A 14,290-nucleotide genomic window follows, 5' to 3' on the forward strand; every position below is an offset into this window, starting at 1 on the left:
CCATGCTTCGTGCGTTTGAACGAAGACTCGACCCTTTTCCTCCCGACGAGGTACCGCCGCCACCCGCAGGACTGGCGCGTTTTCTGTGGGCCTGTACGCGGGGCGCTCGCGGTTACATCCTCGCGCTGGCGCTGCTCAGTGCTGCGGTGTCGATTTACGAAGCCTGGCTGTTTTCCTTTCTCGGGCAGGTTGTCGACCTGCTCTCGACCTGGCAGGCGGGCGGTGAAGCGGCTGCAATGGAAAGTCGGGTATTGTGGGGCATGGGCATTGTCATGGTGACCAGCGTCGGGTTGGTGGCGTTGCGGACCATGGTGCAGCACCAGATATTGGCGATTAATTTTCCGTTACGGCTGCGCTGGGACTTCCATCGCCTGATGCTGCGGCAAAGCCTTTCTTTCTTTTCCGATGAGTTTTCCGGTCGGGTCACCACCAAGGTCATGCAGACGGCGCTCGCAGTGCGCGACGTGCTGTTCACCCTGATCGAAATTGTGCCCGGGATCGGGGTCTATTTCATTGCGATCATCGCACTGGCCGGCGGCTTCGCTTTGAAGCTGATGCTTCCGTTCATTGGCTGGGCGGTGCTGTTCGCTCTTGCCATGTGGTACTTCGTGCCGCGCTTGGGCAAAGTCGGGCAGGAGCAGGCCAATGCGCGATCGATGATGACCGGGCGTATCTCGGACGCCTACACCAACATCACCACGGTGAAACTGTTCTCCCACTCCAATCGCGAAGCGCATTTCGCGCGTGCCGCGATGGAGGATTTCAAGCAAACGGGCTTTCGCCAGATGCGTCTGGTCAGCCAGTTCGAAATCGTCAATCAGGCTTTGGTGGTCGGGTTGATCATGTCGGCCGGTGGTTATGCCTTGTGGCTATGGCATCAGGGTGATGTCGGCGCCGGCGCCGTGGCGGCAATTACCGCGATGGCGTTGCGGATCAACGGCATGTCGAACTGGATCATGTGGCAAATGACCTCGCTGTTCGAAAGCATCGGCACCGTACAGGACGGCATGGCAACGCTGACCCAAGGCGCCAAGGTGCAAGACGCACCGGATGCCGGCGTGCTGGTGACCACTGGCGGCGCAGTCACTTTCGATAAAGTGCACTTCAACTACAACGGCGAACGTCAGGTGCTCGACGGCCTGAGTTTGAACATCCGTCCGGGCGAAAAAATCGGTCTGGTCGGGCGCTCTGGCGCTGGTAAATCCACGCTGATCAACTTGCTGCTGCGCTTTTATGACGTCGACAGCGGCGAGATCCGCATCGACGGCCAGAACATCGCGCACGTGACCCAGGACAGCCTGCGTGCCGCCATCGGCATGGTCACGCAGGACACTTCGTTGTTGCACCGCTCCATTCGCGACAACATCGCCTACGGCCGTCCGGATGCAAGCGACGCGCAAGTCCGCCGCGCCGCAATGAACGCGCAGGCCGATGAATTCATCAGCCAACTCAGCGATCGGCAAGGTCATTCAGGTTATGACACGCTTGTCGGTGAGCGCGGTATCAAGCTGTCGGGTGGGCAACGCCAACGCGTCGCGATTGCCCGGGTGATGCTCAAGAACGCGCCGATCCTGCTGCTTGACGAGGCCACCAGCGCGCTGGACTCGGAAGTTGAAGTAGCGATTCAGGAAAGCCTCGATGAAATGATGCAGGGCAAGACCGTTATCGCGATTGCCCATCGACTGTCGACGATTGCAGCCATGGACCGGCTAATCGTCATGGATGACGGGCGCATTATTGAGCAGGGTACTCACACTGAGTTGCTTGGGAAAAACGGCGTTTATGCGCGGTTGTGGCAGCATCAGAGCGGTGGGTTTTTGGGTGAGGACAAGGGCGTCGTCGAGGCGATGGATCAGGCGTAAGCGAGAAGGGGCACGACCCTGATCGGGCAGAGATGCTCATTGGATGTTGTTCGCAGACGGCATCAAATTAGCGGCAAGCGTTTCCACTAAGGCACTGACCTTGGGAAGTGCTTGTCGACTTTTGATCCACACGAGATTGATCGCCAGGCCGTTGGTTGCCAAGTGGGGGAGCACTTCAACCAATGTCCCTTCTTCAAGCTGGCGTTTGACCAGCCACGAAGGTAGCTGGGCGATCCCGCATCCCGCCGCTACCGCGATCACCAGACCTTCGCCATCCCCGACAACAAACTTTGCGTCTATCGCCCTGCGTACGATTTCGCCCGGGTGCTTTCCTGAAAAACTCCAGGGGTTAACGGTTCCATCCGTCCAGCCGTAAGCGATGCACTGATGCTGTTGCAGATCACGCTCGGTCACCGGCGTGCCATGTTTGCTCAGGTAGGCGGGCGACGCACAGAAGATATGCCACTCACTGCCCAGGTAGCGATGCCCCAGCGTATCGGGCCAAATATCTGAGCCGCCGATGCGCACAACGATATCGACATTTTCCTCGACAGGGTCGATGAAACGGTCGGAGAACGTGATGTGCGGGACCAGCAGCGCGTGTTCCTGAGCAAACCGCAGTATCACTGGGAGCGCCTGCTGGCGGCCAAAGGCACCCGGAAGGTCAATACGAATTCTGCCCCGAAGCTCACTGTTTTCGGCATGCAGAGACAGTTCAGCCTCTTCCAGGTCCGACAGCACCCCGGTGCAGGTGCGGTAAAACGCCGTCCCCGCATCCGTCAATGACAAGCGTCGGGTGGTGCGATGGAACAGCCGAACGCCAAGCCTGCCTTCCAGTCGCGCAATGCCTTTACTGACTGCCGACCCCGTCAGGCTCATTCGCTCGGCAGCTGCCTGGAAACTGCCGCAGTCTGCGACGCAGACAAAAACATCGATGCCTTTTAATCGTTCGGAGGAAAACATGGATGCCTCAAATTGATGAATTCAGTTCCGCAGCGCTAGTAAAAATCATCATAAATCAGAATTCAGTTCCCCGTTAAGCTTGGTTCCAACGCATCAATCAATGAGATGCGCCAGACAAATGCCATAAAAACAATCTGCTGAACGAAGAGGGCAAGGATGCTGACCACGCTAAAAAACTATCCGGCAACGGTAAATCTGCTGCTGTCAGCGTCGCTGATTTTGACCTTGGCGCGAGCGATCACCCTGCCTTATCTAGTCATCTACCTTTCCGGAAGTTTCAGTCTGAGCGTCGCCGATATCGGTCTGGTGATTGGCAGCACACTGATTATCGGGTCGCTATTGAGCCTTTATGGCGGCTTTCTGGTCGACAGGGTTTCCAGTTACCGGCTGATCCTGGCCCTCACTGCAGTGTTTGCGCTGGGTTTTCTCGGGACGTTTGTTGCTCGCGATATCTGGTTGTTCTACGGCTGCCTGGTATTGATCAACCTGGCTTATGCGGTCATTGATATCGCAGTCAAATCCGGTTTTGGCAGTTTGCTTCCCGTCACCGAGCGTGGCGAAGTTTTCTCGATCAAATACACGCTGACCAATATCGGCTATGCCGTCGGCCCCTTTCTTGGCGCCGGGATGGCCAAACTGGATATCAGCTTGCCATTCCTGCTATCTGCCGGGCTGGGGGCGGGTTTTTTCTTTATCTATTTCGTTTGGGGCGATAGAGGCTTGAATGCCGCTGATGAAACCCGCAAACCCGTACCGTTTCTGGCCGTGGGAAAACTATTGCTCCAGGATTATCGGTTGGTTTGTTTCACCCTTGGCGGACTGTTGAGTGCAGTGGTCTTTGGCCAATTCACTGCTTATCTTTCGCAGTATCTGGTGGTCACTACCACGCCAGAATCTACCTACCAGATCATCAGTACCGTTGTGGCTACCAACGCGCTGATGGTGATCGGTCTGCAATATTCCATCGGCAGAAAGATCTCCCACAAACACCTGAATCTTTGGCTTGCAGCAGGACTCAGCATGTTCATGCTGGGGCTGGCGGGTTTTGCCCTGTCGACGTCTATTCTGCTGTGGGTCGTTTCCATGGCCATCTTCACGCTCGGCGAGATCATCGTGTTTCCCGCCGAATACATGTTCATCGACAAGATCGCTCCGGACAACCTGCGCGGCATGTATTACGGCGCACAAAACCTTGCGAACCTTGGAGCGGCATTGGGCCCGGTTCTTTGCGGCGTGGTACTGGCGACCCAGCGTCCTCACTACATCTTCTACATGCTCGCGCTCTTCATTATTGCGGGTGGCTTGTTTTACTTTCTGGGCGCTTCCAGTTTGAGAGCTGAGCCCGACAAGGATTCTGTTTGAGGGACAGTAATCAGAAGGTCAGTAAGAATTTCGTCAAACCACTGAAACGACAAAGCCCTGAATAGTCAGGGCTTTGTAATAGATAAAACGGCGCAGGCGATGGGATTCGAACTCATGGAGCTTTTACAGTCGACGGCTTTCAAGTTCGAAATCACAGTCAATCAGGCTGGACGCGCCCCTCCAGAATCCCAAATGCATCATCACGGGGCTGATACCCAACAACTTCTCTGGTCTTATCAATAGCAAGGCGCTTGTATCTGTTGTCCGATACTCCATGGATAACGTGGAATCCGCTCAGCTCGGCCTCAACGCAGTTTCTGAGTAACGCGACGACATCCCGCGAACTGATAAATGCCGCGACATCCCTGGGGCTGTGAGTCTCGCCGGGATGAAATTCGGCTACGTTGGCAATGCGCACCGCAACGGTTGTCATCTGACCATCATTTGCATACATCGATGCCAGCGCCTCACCGAACGCTTTGCCGACGCCGTAAAGGTTGCCAGGTCTAGGCGCCATGAACTCATGTACTTGCACATCTTTTGGATAACCTTCGATGGCTTGAGCGCTGCTGGCAAATATGAAGCGCTTGCAACCCTGCGCCTTCGCCGCGAGCAGCATATTGTAGGTACCCACAATATTCACCGGTAGCACAGAGGTCATGAAGTCGGCATCTGCATTAGGATCAGCTGCCAGATGAATCACGGTTTCTATTCCTTCGCAGGCCGCAAGGCAGTTGCCTTGATCCCGGATGTCGAGGGCAACGCGCTCTACTGAATCCGGAAATCCACTTACATCGACGTCGGCTAAACGCAAATCCAGTTCATCGCCATACGCTGCCCAAAAGGCACTGCCGATTTTGCCCGCAGCACCCGTGACCAAGATTTTTCGCGCACTCATTTCCGTGTGTCCTCAAGGCGAGATTCCATTCAGGTTTCTCAGTAACTCCGATGAATATCATCGTTGGTGGCTGTACATCAAGGGGTTTGCCAGCGTCCGTGCCCGTGCCCGTCTCGTACGACTTCGACAGGGCCAATCAATTTTTCTTCAGGCATGACTTCGTCCTGGCCGCTATAGCGGCTGACTTTGAAGATGGAGGTGTAGTGGGAGGCCAGCGCGTATTTCGCATCAGTTGCTCAGTTGGTGTTTAATCGTGTTGTTTTTTTCTGCCTAACTGACCGTCCAAATTAGCCTTAACCCTGAGGCAGGAATCTAGAATGCGTACATGCAATATTTGCAAGCGACCTCTCGATACTTCTCCAGTGCTCCAGGACTGTGGGGGCGATTGTCTTGAGTGCATGGCTGAATGCGGAGATCCTGACGCACATCTGGCAATGCAACAGATTCTCCTGTCGCGCAGTCGTGTAACCAGTTCAGGCAAAGACGATGAAAAACGCCGGGATTAGCGCCTGACTTTGAAGGAAGAGGGCGTAGAGGTTTTTGAAGCTACGGCTACTATCGATATGAATTAGTTATTTTGGTGGCCCAGATGCTCAACGAGTCAGACAAGGTTGTACACACGTTCAAGCGGGCGTTTTTCCGGGTAGATGGCGTAACGATGTATTCTTTTTGGGCTGTTTGGCTTGGGCTCACGATCTGGGCGCTGTTTGACCCCGCCCCTTTAAGATTCCCCGCCTGGATTCTTTTCATGATCGGCGCAGTGTTGAACCCCTTTATCTACGTCCTACTGGGTGTTATGCGCTCACCTGGCTTGTTGACGGCGATCATCATCATTTTCTTCAATATTAAATTCCTCCTGATCTTTGTCTGACTTTGAAGAGAGGTGATGGGATAAATGAAGCGGTGAAGCTCTAGTCCCAGCGAACGTGGAGCTCTGAAATCTCGCGCTCTAACTGTTCTATGGTTTCGAACCAGGAATCAAAACCGTTCAGCTTGCCCTGTAACAAGTAAAGGAAATAGCCACCAGTTTCACCCGTGCTATCGTCGTGAACGCTCATGGTCCAGCCGGCATGTTCACCAGTTAAAACTGTTCCAGTGCGAGTGATCTGCATGTTTTGGCTGACGTCCCGAGCTTGGGTGAAATAGCGACTGTGCTTTTTACATCAGTCGGTGGATGTTGGTACTGCGATAGTTCCTCCGTTACCAAATCATGGGTATTCACCACCATCAGGCCGAGGCGGGGCAGGTCGTAAGCCATGTAGTCCGCCCACTCCGCACCGTCGAAGACCCGTGCTCGGTTGGGTTCTCGACCGTGCACCCCTGGGTGCGCAGGTCGGTGGTCATCTTGGTGAAGGCTGGGAAGTTGAAGTCTCGAAGCCAACCATAGGACCTGTAAGGTACAAACAGTTTTGCGATCGCTCTGAAGCGTGACGCCTGACTGTGCTGCAGCCGGCGGAAGACCCTACCAGCTAACGACCTCGACCTCGGCTGGACACAAGCCGAGGTGACTGCCGCTCGTCATTACCGCCGCGACGGCGCCGTGGCTATTCGTCCATGCCAGATAGAATTGGCCGACTTTTGTCACCGACACTTCGCCTTTGAAGTAGGCGAGCCCGATGCTGGGCATAGGGTCAGCAGTGACATCTTTCAGTATCCTGACCTCGCGCGGCACTCGCTCGCTTTACGGGTTGTTATTGCGTAGTGCAGAGCAATCGATTTGGGTTGCTGTGAGCATAAGGTGCTTCCTTGACGATCGGAGCCCATGTGCCATAGGCATTTCTCCATTATTCAAGGATGTAGATATGGCCGTTCAAATTGATTTGCACGATGGACGTTCTTTGGAATACGAGAATGCCGTGCGTGTGGTGGACGCAAAGCACGAATACGTGCTGTTCGACGAGTCAGGCGAGCGAGTGGGGCTGGTTACCTAATATCGAAGATACCAGCAATCATACCGAGGGCTTTCTTACCGTCAGATTCGTAAAGGCCCTGCAGCATTAGCTGGTCGCTGAGATGATGAAGGCGGAAATGATTGTAGAACGCTTGCCCCAATCTTTGGTGCTGGAACTTACCGCTGTCTACAAGACTAAGGAACTCCTCGTAGGCCGTTCTCTCAATTTCCAGTGTTATTTTAATTTCCAAGGCATGTCTCGAATGCTGGTGTTTGCTGTCGTGATACTACGAAGCCAAAATTTCCGGCGCAATGCACTCGATCCAGGTGACTGCTTTTGGCCTATAGCAATCAGTCAGGAGCCATCAGAACAGCCAGACTCATTTTGATGGACTCTCCGTTGTGATCGATCACGTATAACTCGCCGCGAACGTTTTCGGCTACGTCCGATGACCCGCGCTCTTCGACCCATTTCGTGAGCTCCATGATGGCGGCTTCAAGTGCGAGCTGGTTCTGGTTGATTTTGAAAAGCAGAGAAGTGAGCAGAGCTGAATCTGGTATGCGGTTTCCTCCGCGGAAGACCCCGGCGTCACCGTATTACATGAAGAGTGTTTTACCTCCGGCAGGACGCCAGAGAAGGGAAGAAAGGCGGAAAGTCTTTTTAACGCCTCAGTGGCTGCGGCAAAAATCCCAAACCCCAGAAACGACAAAGCCCTGAATAATCAGGGCTTTGTCGGTACAAATATGGCGGAGGCGATGGGATTCGAACTCATGGACCTGTTACAGTCGACGGTTTTCAAGACCGATATTCAAAGCCAATGAAACCGGGGCTTGTAGCCGTTTTTCGTTACGATACTTTTATTTTTCGACAGCTCTACAGACCCCATTCCACAAGGGGCGAAGTTTGAGTTTTGTAACGGTTTTTCGGGCTATTTCGAGGGCTTTGCAATGGCGCCAATTCGTCGATAGACGCGCTCAGTGATGTCACCCTTGGTATGCCCCAAGAGTAGGCTTGCATCACCGACGTCGAGAATTTCCGACGCCGCTTTCGGCCTGATGTCCCTGAACTGGAAGCCTCCTATTTTCTCCGCCAGCTGAGCATCGCCTCTTTCTTCGGCCTCTTTCTTGGCTCTTTCTCTGGCGTCGTCCCATCGATCGCGGAGCATCTTCGCCGTCATTCGTTTGCCGCGTGCGCTCACGATCAAATAGCTGCAAATGTGCTGAGCATTGCGCTCGGCCATTTTCCCGATTAGCAGGCCCAGGCTGTTTGGCTCATCACCGTCAGTCATCTGGATACGCAGCTTTTTGTGTGTCTTGTTTTGCTGCACTCCCAAATAATTTCCCTCGACGTCGTCCTTTCTCATAACCAGGACATCTGCCGGTCGTTGCCCGGTCAGATACGCCAAGTCCATCGCGTCTTTCAGCTCTTGAGCTGCCTTCATGTAAACAGCATCCCAAACCACATCATTCGCGTAATAGTCCCTAGGCGTTTCCTTGTTTTTGCGCACGCCTTGGCAGGGATTTTCTCTGGTTGTCAGCCCCCATTCCCGAGCAATATTGAAAACGTGGGAGAGGGTGGCAATCTCGCGATTCGCCCGAACCTTGGCGGTTCGCGCGTCGCGGTAACCCGCGATAGTTGCTGGGGTAATTGAGTCGATAGGAGCGCTGTCGAACATCGGCCGAAGCTGCTTGATCTCCGCCAAATTGTCCTTCTGCGTCCGCGCCGCTTTCTTCGATACGATGTCGCGGATATATCGGTCAAAGATGCCCTTCATGGTGCGCAAATCGAGCGGCTTTTCCTTTGCCTCAAGCTCTGCCCATTTGGCTCTTGCCAGGTCCAGGTCTTTGCCCAGCGGGATCGCCTTGCCTGTCATATCCAGATAGTAATAGGCGATCCAAACCTTTCCGCTTTTTCGTGTTCGTGTCCACTGGTACATCCGGGGCGGCAAGTTGCGTGTGTCGGCCTTGCGGGGGCGCATATCAGTTCACTCGCGAATAGTCAGGTGTCCATACCGGTATAGCCGGCGGTGGATTAGGGTCGGTATTGGTCGGGCTGACCATGCCCAGCTTCATGCGGGCATACATCCGACCCACCAGTGGACGTTTGCCGCGGCTTTCGACAAAGACCCACTGACGATCAATCAGCCAGCGGCGCTGGTAGGCCCTGGCCTTGTAACCAGTGAGTTTGGCCAGTTCCTCATCGGAGAGGATTTCGGTTTCCATGGGTATTGCTCCATGCCGCGCGTGACGGCAGAAGGTGGTTATTCGGTGCGGAAGACTTCGGCGCGGACTGCGCGCCATTCCTGTTTCGTGGTGACTGGGTCGCGTCCAAACCATTGCTCGGCCTCTCTCGCCAGATCTTCGCGGGCTTGGCTCCATCCGCCGCCGAGGCGAAGCGCGAGAACACGCACTTGATCGCCGAGCGATTTGCACTGACCGATCTTCGTATCTGCACAAATAAACATGCGTGCATACCTCGCCCGCCGTGCACCGGCAGGCTGTTGAGTTGGGGGAGGGGTTAGGCGATGACGGTCTTCAGCATCCGGACTGTGCGCGGCACTCGCTCGCCAAAGGGGTAGATGTTGCTGCGCTTGCGCAACGCCGGGTAGTCGATTCGGTTTTCTGTGGGCATGGGGTTCTCTCCCAGATATATTTGAGAATCACAAGTGAGGGCAGGTATGGATATTTTCTTGGCTTCTGGCGGATCGGCAGCACTATTTGCTTTAGCTCTATGGCTCGCGAGAAATTTAATAATTACGAGATTGACGAAATCAGTTGAAGCTGAATACTCCAAACTCATGGAGGCTTATAAGTTTGATTTGAGGAAGTTAGAGGAATCCTTTAAGGCGGATCTTAAAACGAAAGAGACAGAGATAGCTGCGCTTCGAAACGGAACTCTATCTGCTATCTCAAATCGACAGTTGCTGTTAGATCAAAAAAGAATGACGGCTGCTGAGGAGGTCTGGGCTTCAGTTGTCTCTTTGGGAACGTTTAAATTTGTATCAAGTTGGATGTCAGTAATAAAGTTTGAGGAGGCTGCCGAGGCTGCTAAAAATGATCCGAAGGTGCGGAGGCTTGTGGAGGCTTTAGATCGACAAATTGATCCCGAATTCATCAAGAAACAGTTGGTTCCCTCAACCGCTCGCCCGTTCGTAACGCCGATGTTGTGGGCTGCTTACTCTGCTTACTCTAGTGTGATGATGCAGGCTGTTATGGGGGCCTTTGTGATAAAGCACGGAGTTGGTGCGAAAGTAATTAGCAACGAAAAATCTTCTGAAATTTTAAAGCTTGTTCTTCCGCATCAGGCTGATTACATCGATAAGTTTGGTGTTTCGTGCTATCACTATCTCCTAGAGGAGCTTGAAGAAAAAATAATAAAGGAAATACATCACACGATTTCTGGTGCTTCGACTGACGACGATGGGTTACAGCAAGCAGCCGCCGTTATTAAGAAATGCAATGAGATAGTCACACCTGTCGAGAAAGGTTAAAAAGCAGTTTTTTGTCTCCTCTCGTTGCTAGCACGATTCGTAGAAGTGGAGAGGCGCTATGCTGAGCTGATACCTATTTGAGGATGCTCAGATGGCCAGGTGCAAAAAATGTGATGAAGAACTTCGGTTCGATCTGGATGACAGCAAGGATCAAATCGAAATTCGCTGCCCAAAATGCGGTGCCCAGCATGTGATTCGCTGGGTCGCATCTTCACCGGGAATTCCGGGCGAACAGTTTGAGGTACAACTGGTCGACGGAGGTGGATTTAACCATGGCAACGGGTAAGGCACACAAGTAGTAAGTGAGGACGGGTCAAGCGGTTACGGCTAGCGTTAGAGTTTCGTCGCCGCCGCGCGCAATGCCTGCGTGCAGATCCACCCTGCGCCCGGCAAGCATTCCCGCGATTTGCGCATTCAGGTCGATATCGATATCACGCGCTTTGCGGGCTTTGCCCACGCCTTTGTTTGCGAGGTACTCGGTGATTAGTGCCTTGTCTTGCGCCTCGACTGCGATGATGTCGCGTCCGTCGCTTGCTGGCGGGGTATCGTCTTCGCCTTTCGGAACAAGGGCGCTCAGCTTCCCGTAGACCTCATTGACCCATGCCAGGGCGAAGTGTTCGCCTGCTGTTTCGGCCGAGTACGAGCTGCGGTGCACCCCCGCACGAACCGCTGCGACGTATTGCTTACGGGCAAATTTCAACTTTGTCAGCAACGCCTCGAACGCATACAGAGCGATGTGCTGGGCGGGTGTTACCCCCACGAAAGACACGCGGGCGATGATCCGATCCTTTTCCTTGCAGTACTGCCGACCACACAGAGAGGTGCACCCGAAAACGTGAGCAACTGCTCCGCTCAGATTTCGCTCCCACGTCGGCAGGCGTTCGACTCGGGGGAACTGCGACTCGACTTCACCGACGTCGCTCAACTTCACATCCATTTCGGTCAAGCGGTACTCGCGCATCAGCGCCTGTGCCTGCCGAAGTGCAGTCGCGGCCTCGTTCTCGTTGGCGCTCTGGGCCAGTGCCAGGCAGTGCTTGATCTTGCGGATCGCACGCTCGAGTTTCTTTTCGTCGATCTGTTGTGCGGACATACAAGTACCTCGCCGAACGCTCTAGGATTCGGCATAATCGGATTAAATTTCGGAGTTTGGAGAGAAGCTTGAAGAAGGACTGGCTTACATGGGTTGGATGTATTTCATTATTTGGGGCAGGGGTGGTGTGGGGTTCGATACTTAGGGGGCGGGATTTTTTTCACATCAATGGCATTCATGATTTAGCAGAAACACTTGCAGGTTTTGCGACAGTTATAGGTGTTACGCTGGCGGTCGTCGGATACAACTCATGGAAGGCTCAGGCAATCGCCCAGTCGGATCACGAGCTTTCGAAGAAAGTTTTGGCGCCTATTCGAAAATATCAACCTTTGGCCGTGGATATTTTTGTTATTGCTAAACAACTCGCAAATAAGATGTACTCGCAACTTGGGTATAGAGAATCGCCCGAGACTTTAGAAGTCATAAAGGCTAACTTGAAGTTGTTTAAAGATGGGCATTCTGAGGCTTATGCGGCGGCCTTCGAATGCAAGGATTCTTGGGATGCTGAAAATTGGAACAAATTCGACGAGGTTTTTTCACTTACTGAAAGCTGCAAAACAACTGTTGAGCTATTTCTACTGTGGTCTGATCAACGGAAAACTGATGCGGTTAGATTAAACATCGCTCAAAAGGGTGTCGCCGCATTTGATGTTGTGAGTATTTTTGTTGGAAACGATAGAAAAGCGGTAGAAAAGTTTTTAACTGAAAGATTCGATATTCTGGTTAGTGAAGTGAAAGCTAAGAGGTTGGCCTGATTTGTAAAGCTGGCGGATGATTTGCGTCATGTGGCAACCCGGACGGTGACTGCGATGAGTGCGAAAACCGATATTCAGGCTTTGCGGCTGATCGGCGCCGAGATTGTTCGCCTGCTCAGCCTTCCTGATGAGCAACTCGATGCTGAAGCAGAAGAGTGTCTGAGGCTGATTGCCGACATTGCTCGGTGGCGCGAGCTGCTTGCCGCACCGGTGCCGAGGTTTATCGCAATAGATGAGGGCGGATCAGGCGCGCCGGACTTTGAAGTGGAGCATCGCTTTGATGCTGTGGCAGTAATCCTGAAGCCGCTCGTAGGCCTTGTATTTGGCCTGGCTTCGGGTCGCTGCCCACACCCTGACAAGATCCGCGCGGGCTTCCCGGCTCCAGTCCAGATCATTCCAGTCATGCTTGAACGGCAGGACCAGCCACTCTTTCAGCGGAAGTGTTTCGGCCATTTCGCCGTATTGCATTTCGTGCGTGGGGTGGTAGTTGCCGATGCGCTTCTTCGGGTCTTCATCCAGCACCACACCGATGTAGTGGCCACGATCGGCCAGAATTACGCCGGGCTTCCCGTAAGCGATCACGCGGCGGCCAATTTCGGCTGGCACCTGATAGTGCTGCCGCACGTATGCGCAGTTGTGGGTCATGGATTATCTCCAGTCAGGCGCCGCCATCCGTGACCGGTGGTGGCAATTTGGTTTGGGTTGGGGTATTACGGGTGACCGGCATGGAGCCGGTGACCATAAGGAGAGATACCGATGCCAATCATTCCAATCGAGACGATCGAAGTAACAACCAGCAAAGGCTACAAGGCTCAGTTGACTGGTATTAACCCTGCCAGCACTGACACAATCGTTGGGAGGGTCCAGCTTCCTAATGGTAAGGAAGCAACTGCTCGTTGGGATCTAAACGGTCTGGCGCGTGACAACGACGGCTCTTTCAACATCAGTTTGAATGATGATGAGTCTGGCGAGCTGGATGAGCTTAGGGAAACTGCCAAACATCTAATGCTGCCTCATGTTGCAAAGTTTCTCTGATTAATCGAGCAAGATTAATTATCTAGGCAGATTCGCAGCTTTTCGCGTCTGTATGCCAGATCCAATTTCCGCGACACGTTTTCGGGTATCACGTATTCGTGTCGCGGCGGCTCCAGCAGGGGAAGGGCGCCGCCCGGGCCAAGTCCGTGCAGGTGGTGAATCATCAGCGTGATTGCCTCGCCCTGTTCCTCAATTCCGCTCCAGGCCATCAGCTCAGCAAGGGCTTGGCGCGTGCCCGGCAGGCAGTGCAGCCTGATTTCCTCTTCGCCGCGGCTTTCGCTGAGCGATCTGCATTGCTCTTGGCCATGGCCTACCTCTTCAACTCCGCTGGCCGGCTCGTTACCAGGTGATGTATCTATGACTCAACTCACACTGACAGGAGGCCGACATGAGGTTGCAGAGCGATGTAGATGCGCTAGCGGCTATCAGAGAGGACGCTAACGCGATGCTGAAACGGATAGGGCTGCCTGACGATGCGGTGAGGCTGGAGATGGTGGTGTTTCTTCGGGAAGTGATCGACCTGGCCAGCTACATGGAGTCTGCGCATCGGCTGGTTGAAGCGCCGAGACTTGTCTGAGCAGGCACATTGCCGGCCGTTTCGGCATTTTTTATCGCCCCGGCATGTGGCCGGATCAAGGAGCCTGAAATGGACGGAAAACCTTCTAACAAACTCATCGCAGAGCAAAGCGGTCTGACCGAAGCAGAGGTCGGGACGTACTTAACAGCTCTCGAAATGCATGCAGATGGAAGCTGGATGGTTTACTTCGGTGTTGAAGTTGCTCAGTTGCCAGATGCCGACAAGAAAATTGATGCATCCCGAACACTGTTGATTCCAAGCTGGCTCGCCAAGCACTGGGTAGACCGAGATATTGGCTAGGCCGCGGCCCTCCGTGACCGGTGGTGGCAATTTGGTTTGGGTTGGGGTATTACGGGTGACCGGCAT

General features: G+C 53.8%; 19 protein-coding genes. 9 read left to right on the forward strand and 10 right to left on the reverse strand.

The window, feature by feature from the left end; all coding sequences use genetic code 11:
* The first annotated feature begins 2 nt into the window (after positions 1-2).
* Positions 3-1,862, forward strand: a complete 1,860-nt coding sequence (locus ACIOZM_RS02510; RefSeq protein WP_401209153.1) for an ABC transporter ATP-binding protein — start codon at positions 3-5, stop codon at positions 1,860-1,862.
* 36 nt (positions 1,863-1,898) lie between these two features.
* Here the strand turns inward: ACIOZM_RS02510 and ACIOZM_RS02515 are convergent, their stop codons facing one another.
* Positions 1,899-2,825, reverse strand: coding sequence for a LysR family transcriptional regulator (locus ACIOZM_RS02515; RefSeq protein WP_401209156.1), 927 nt, complete (start codon positions 2,823-2,825; stop codon positions 1,899-1,901).
* Between the two features lie 156 nt (positions 2,826-2,981).
* On the opposite strand from ACIOZM_RS02515, the gene ACIOZM_RS02520 reads away from it, so the two are divergent.
* Entirely contained in the window at positions 2,982-4,187 is a 1,206-nt protein-coding gene (locus tag ACIOZM_RS02520; protein WP_401209158.1) for an MFS transporter, read from the forward strand.
* Positions 4,188-4,344: 157 nt separating this feature from the next.
* Here the strand turns inward: ACIOZM_RS02520 and ACIOZM_RS02525 are convergent, their stop codons facing one another.
* The gene (locus ACIOZM_RS02525) at positions 4,345-5,085 is read right to left on the reverse strand and encodes an NAD-dependent epimerase/dehydratase family protein (protein WP_401209160.1); all 741 of its coding nucleotides are present in this window, start codon (positions 5,083-5,085) and stop codon (positions 4,345-4,347) included.
* Positions 5,086-5,674: 589 nt separating this feature from the next.
* Between ACIOZM_RS02525 and ACIOZM_RS02530 the strand changes: the two genes are divergently transcribed.
* Positions 5,675-5,956, forward strand: a complete 282-nt coding sequence (locus ACIOZM_RS02530; protein WP_401209162.1) for a hypothetical protein — start codon at positions 5,675-5,677, stop codon at positions 5,954-5,956.
* Positions 5,957-5,996: 40 nt separating this feature from the next.
* Here the strand turns inward: ACIOZM_RS02530 and ACIOZM_RS02535 are convergent, their stop codons facing one another.
* Positions 5,997-6,197 (reverse strand): hypothetical protein, encoded by a 201-nt coding sequence (locus tag ACIOZM_RS02535; RefSeq protein WP_401209165.1) that lies wholly within the window; start codon positions 6,195-6,197, stop codon positions 5,997-5,999.
* Positions 6,198-6,887: 690 nt separating this feature from the next.
* Between ACIOZM_RS02535 and ACIOZM_RS02540 the strand changes: the two genes are divergently transcribed.
* Complete coding sequence (locus ACIOZM_RS02540; RefSeq protein WP_401209168.1) at positions 6,888-7,016, forward strand: hypothetical protein; 129 nt, start codon at positions 6,888-6,890, stop codon at positions 7,014-7,016.
* A 311-nt stretch (positions 7,017-7,327) separates the two neighbouring features.
* On the opposite strand, the gene ACIOZM_RS02545 is transcribed toward ACIOZM_RS02540, so the two are convergent.
* From ACIOZM_RS02545 to ACIOZM_RS02560, 4 genes are all read right to left on the reverse strand, one after another.
* Positions 7,328-7,537, reverse strand: coding sequence for a hypothetical protein (locus tag ACIOZM_RS02545; RefSeq protein WP_401209266.1), 210 nt, complete (start codon positions 7,535-7,537; stop codon positions 7,328-7,330).
* A gap of 368 nt (positions 7,538-7,905) precedes the next feature.
* The gene (locus ACIOZM_RS02550; protein WP_401209170.1) at positions 7,906-8,955 is read right to left on the reverse strand and encodes a tyrosine-type recombinase/integrase; all 1,050 of its coding nucleotides are present in this window, start codon (positions 8,953-8,955) and stop codon (positions 7,906-7,908) included.
* A 1-nt stretch (position 8,956) separates the two neighbouring features.
* Positions 8,957-9,199: a DUF4224 domain-containing protein gene (locus ACIOZM_RS02555; protein WP_401209172.1), complete on the reverse strand. Its 243-nt coding sequence runs from the start codon at positions 9,197-9,199 to the stop codon at positions 8,957-8,959.
* A gap of 38 nt (positions 9,200-9,237) precedes the next feature.
* On the reverse strand, positions 9,238-9,441 hold the full coding sequence (locus tag ACIOZM_RS02560) for a hypothetical protein (RefSeq protein ID WP_401209174.1): 204 nt from the start codon (positions 9,439-9,441) through the stop codon (positions 9,238-9,240).
* Positions 9,442-9,654: 213 nt separating this feature from the next.
* Between ACIOZM_RS02560 and ACIOZM_RS02565 the strand changes: the two genes are divergently transcribed.
* Entirely contained in the window at positions 9,655-10,467 is an 813-nt protein-coding gene (locus ACIOZM_RS02565) for a hypothetical protein (RefSeq protein ID WP_401209177.1), read from the forward strand.
* 313 nt (positions 10,468-10,780) lie between these two features.
* On the opposite strand, the gene ACIOZM_RS02570 is transcribed toward ACIOZM_RS02565, so the two are convergent.
* Positions 10,781-11,557: a DUF2786 domain-containing protein gene (locus ACIOZM_RS02570; protein ID WP_401209180.1), complete on the reverse strand. Its 777-nt coding sequence runs from the start codon at positions 11,555-11,557 to the stop codon at positions 10,781-10,783.
* Positions 11,558-11,625: 68 nt separating this feature from the next.
* Here ACIOZM_RS02570 and ACIOZM_RS02575 point away from each other — a divergent pair, with 68 nt between their 5' ends.
* Complete coding sequence (locus ACIOZM_RS02575) at positions 11,626-12,312, forward strand: hypothetical protein (RefSeq protein ID WP_401209182.1); 687 nt, start codon at positions 11,626-11,628, stop codon at positions 12,310-12,312.
* A gap of 243 nt (positions 12,313-12,555) precedes the next feature.
* On the opposite strand, the gene ACIOZM_RS02580 is transcribed toward ACIOZM_RS02575, so the two are convergent.
* On the reverse strand, positions 12,556-12,957 hold the full coding sequence (locus ACIOZM_RS02580) for a hypothetical protein (RefSeq protein ID WP_401209184.1): 402 nt from the start codon (positions 12,955-12,957) through the stop codon (positions 12,556-12,558).
* 111 nt (positions 12,958-13,068) lie between these two features.
* Here ACIOZM_RS02580 and ACIOZM_RS02585 point away from each other — a divergent pair, with 111 nt between their 5' ends.
* Entirely contained in the window at positions 13,069-13,347 is a 279-nt protein-coding gene (locus ACIOZM_RS02585) for a hypothetical protein (protein ID WP_401209187.1), read from the forward strand.
* 14 nt (positions 13,348-13,361) lie between these two features.
* Here the strand turns inward: ACIOZM_RS02585 and ACIOZM_RS02590 are convergent, their stop codons facing one another.
* Positions 13,362-13,706 carry a hypothetical protein gene (locus ACIOZM_RS02590; RefSeq protein WP_401209268.1) on the reverse strand — a complete coding sequence of 115 codons (345 nt, stop codon included), beginning with the start codon at positions 13,704-13,706 and terminating at the stop codon, positions 13,362-13,364.
* A gap of 29 nt (positions 13,707-13,735) precedes the next feature.
* Between ACIOZM_RS02590 and ACIOZM_RS02595 the strand changes: the two genes are divergently transcribed.
* Positions 13,736-13,924, forward strand: a complete 189-nt coding sequence (locus tag ACIOZM_RS02595) for a hypothetical protein (RefSeq protein ID WP_401209189.1) — start codon at positions 13,736-13,738, stop codon at positions 13,922-13,924.
* 69 nt (positions 13,925-13,993) lie between these two features.
* Complete coding sequence (locus tag ACIOZM_RS02600) at positions 13,994-14,224, forward strand: hypothetical protein (RefSeq protein WP_401209191.1); 231 nt, start codon at positions 13,994-13,996, stop codon at positions 14,222-14,224.
* Positions 14,225-14,290: the final 66 nt, after the last annotated feature.

It is taken from the genome of Pseudomonas sp. NPDC087346 (genome assembly GCF_044744235.1).
Classification (GTDB): Bacteria; Pseudomonadota; Gammaproteobacteria; order Pseudomonadales; family Pseudomonadaceae; genus Aquipseudomonas.

Coding starts and splice junctions, on each gene's coding strand:
- ACIOZM_RS02525 (WP_401209160.1), bottom strand. CDS start 5,085: ATGAGTGCGCGAAAAATCTTGGTCACGGGTGCTGCGGGCAAAATCGGC.
- ACIOZM_RS02535 (WP_401209165.1), bottom strand. CDS start 6,197: ATGCAGATCACTCGCACTGGAACAGTTTTAACTGGTGAACATGCCGGC.
- ACIOZM_RS02565 (WP_401209177.1), top strand. CDS start 9,655: ATGGATATTTTCTTGGCTTCTGGCGGATCGGCAGCACTATTTGCTTTA.
- ACIOZM_RS02580 (WP_401209184.1), bottom strand. CDS start 12,957: ATGACCCACAACTGCGCATACGTGCGGCAGCACTATCAGGTGCCAGCC.
- ACIOZM_RS02530 (WP_401209162.1), top strand. CDS start 5,675: ATGCTCAACGAGTCAGACAAGGTTGTACACACGTTCAAGCGGGCGTTT.
- ACIOZM_RS02515 (WP_401209156.1), bottom strand. CDS start 2,825: ATGTTTTCCTCCGAACGATTAAAAGGCATCGATGTTTTTGTCTGCGTC.
- ACIOZM_RS02550 (WP_401209170.1), bottom strand. CDS start 8,955: ATGCGCCCCCGCAAGGCCGACACACGCAACTTGCCGCCCCGGATGTAC.
- ACIOZM_RS02510 (WP_401209153.1), top strand. CDS start 3: ATGCTTCGTGCGTTTGAACGAAGACTCGACCCTTTTCCTCCCGACGAG.
- ACIOZM_RS02600 (WP_401209191.1), top strand. CDS start 13,994: ATGGACGGAAAACCTTCTAACAAACTCATCGCAGAGCAAAGCGGTCTG.
- ACIOZM_RS02595 (WP_401209189.1), top strand. CDS start 13,736: ATGAGGTTGCAGAGCGATGTAGATGCGCTAGCGGCTATCAGAGAGGAC.
- ACIOZM_RS02555 (WP_401209172.1), bottom strand. CDS start 9,199: ATGGAAACCGAAATCCTCTCCGATGAGGAACTGGCCAAACTCACTGGT.
- ACIOZM_RS02520 (WP_401209158.1), top strand. CDS start 2,982: ATGCTGACCACGCTAAAAAACTATCCGGCAACGGTAAATCTGCTGCTG.
- ACIOZM_RS02585 (WP_401209187.1), top strand. CDS start 13,069: ATGCCAATCATTCCAATCGAGACGATCGAAGTAACAACCAGCAAAGGC.
- ACIOZM_RS02570 (WP_401209180.1), bottom strand. CDS start 11,557: ATGTCCGCACAACAGATCGACGAAAAGAAACTCGAGCGTGCGATCCGC.
- ACIOZM_RS02560 (WP_401209174.1), bottom strand. CDS start 9,441: ATGTTTATTTGTGCAGATACGAAGATCGGTCAGTGCAAATCGCTCGGC.
- ACIOZM_RS02540 (WP_401209168.1), top strand. CDS start 6,888: ATGGCCGTTCAAATTGATTTGCACGATGGACGTTCTTTGGAATACGAG.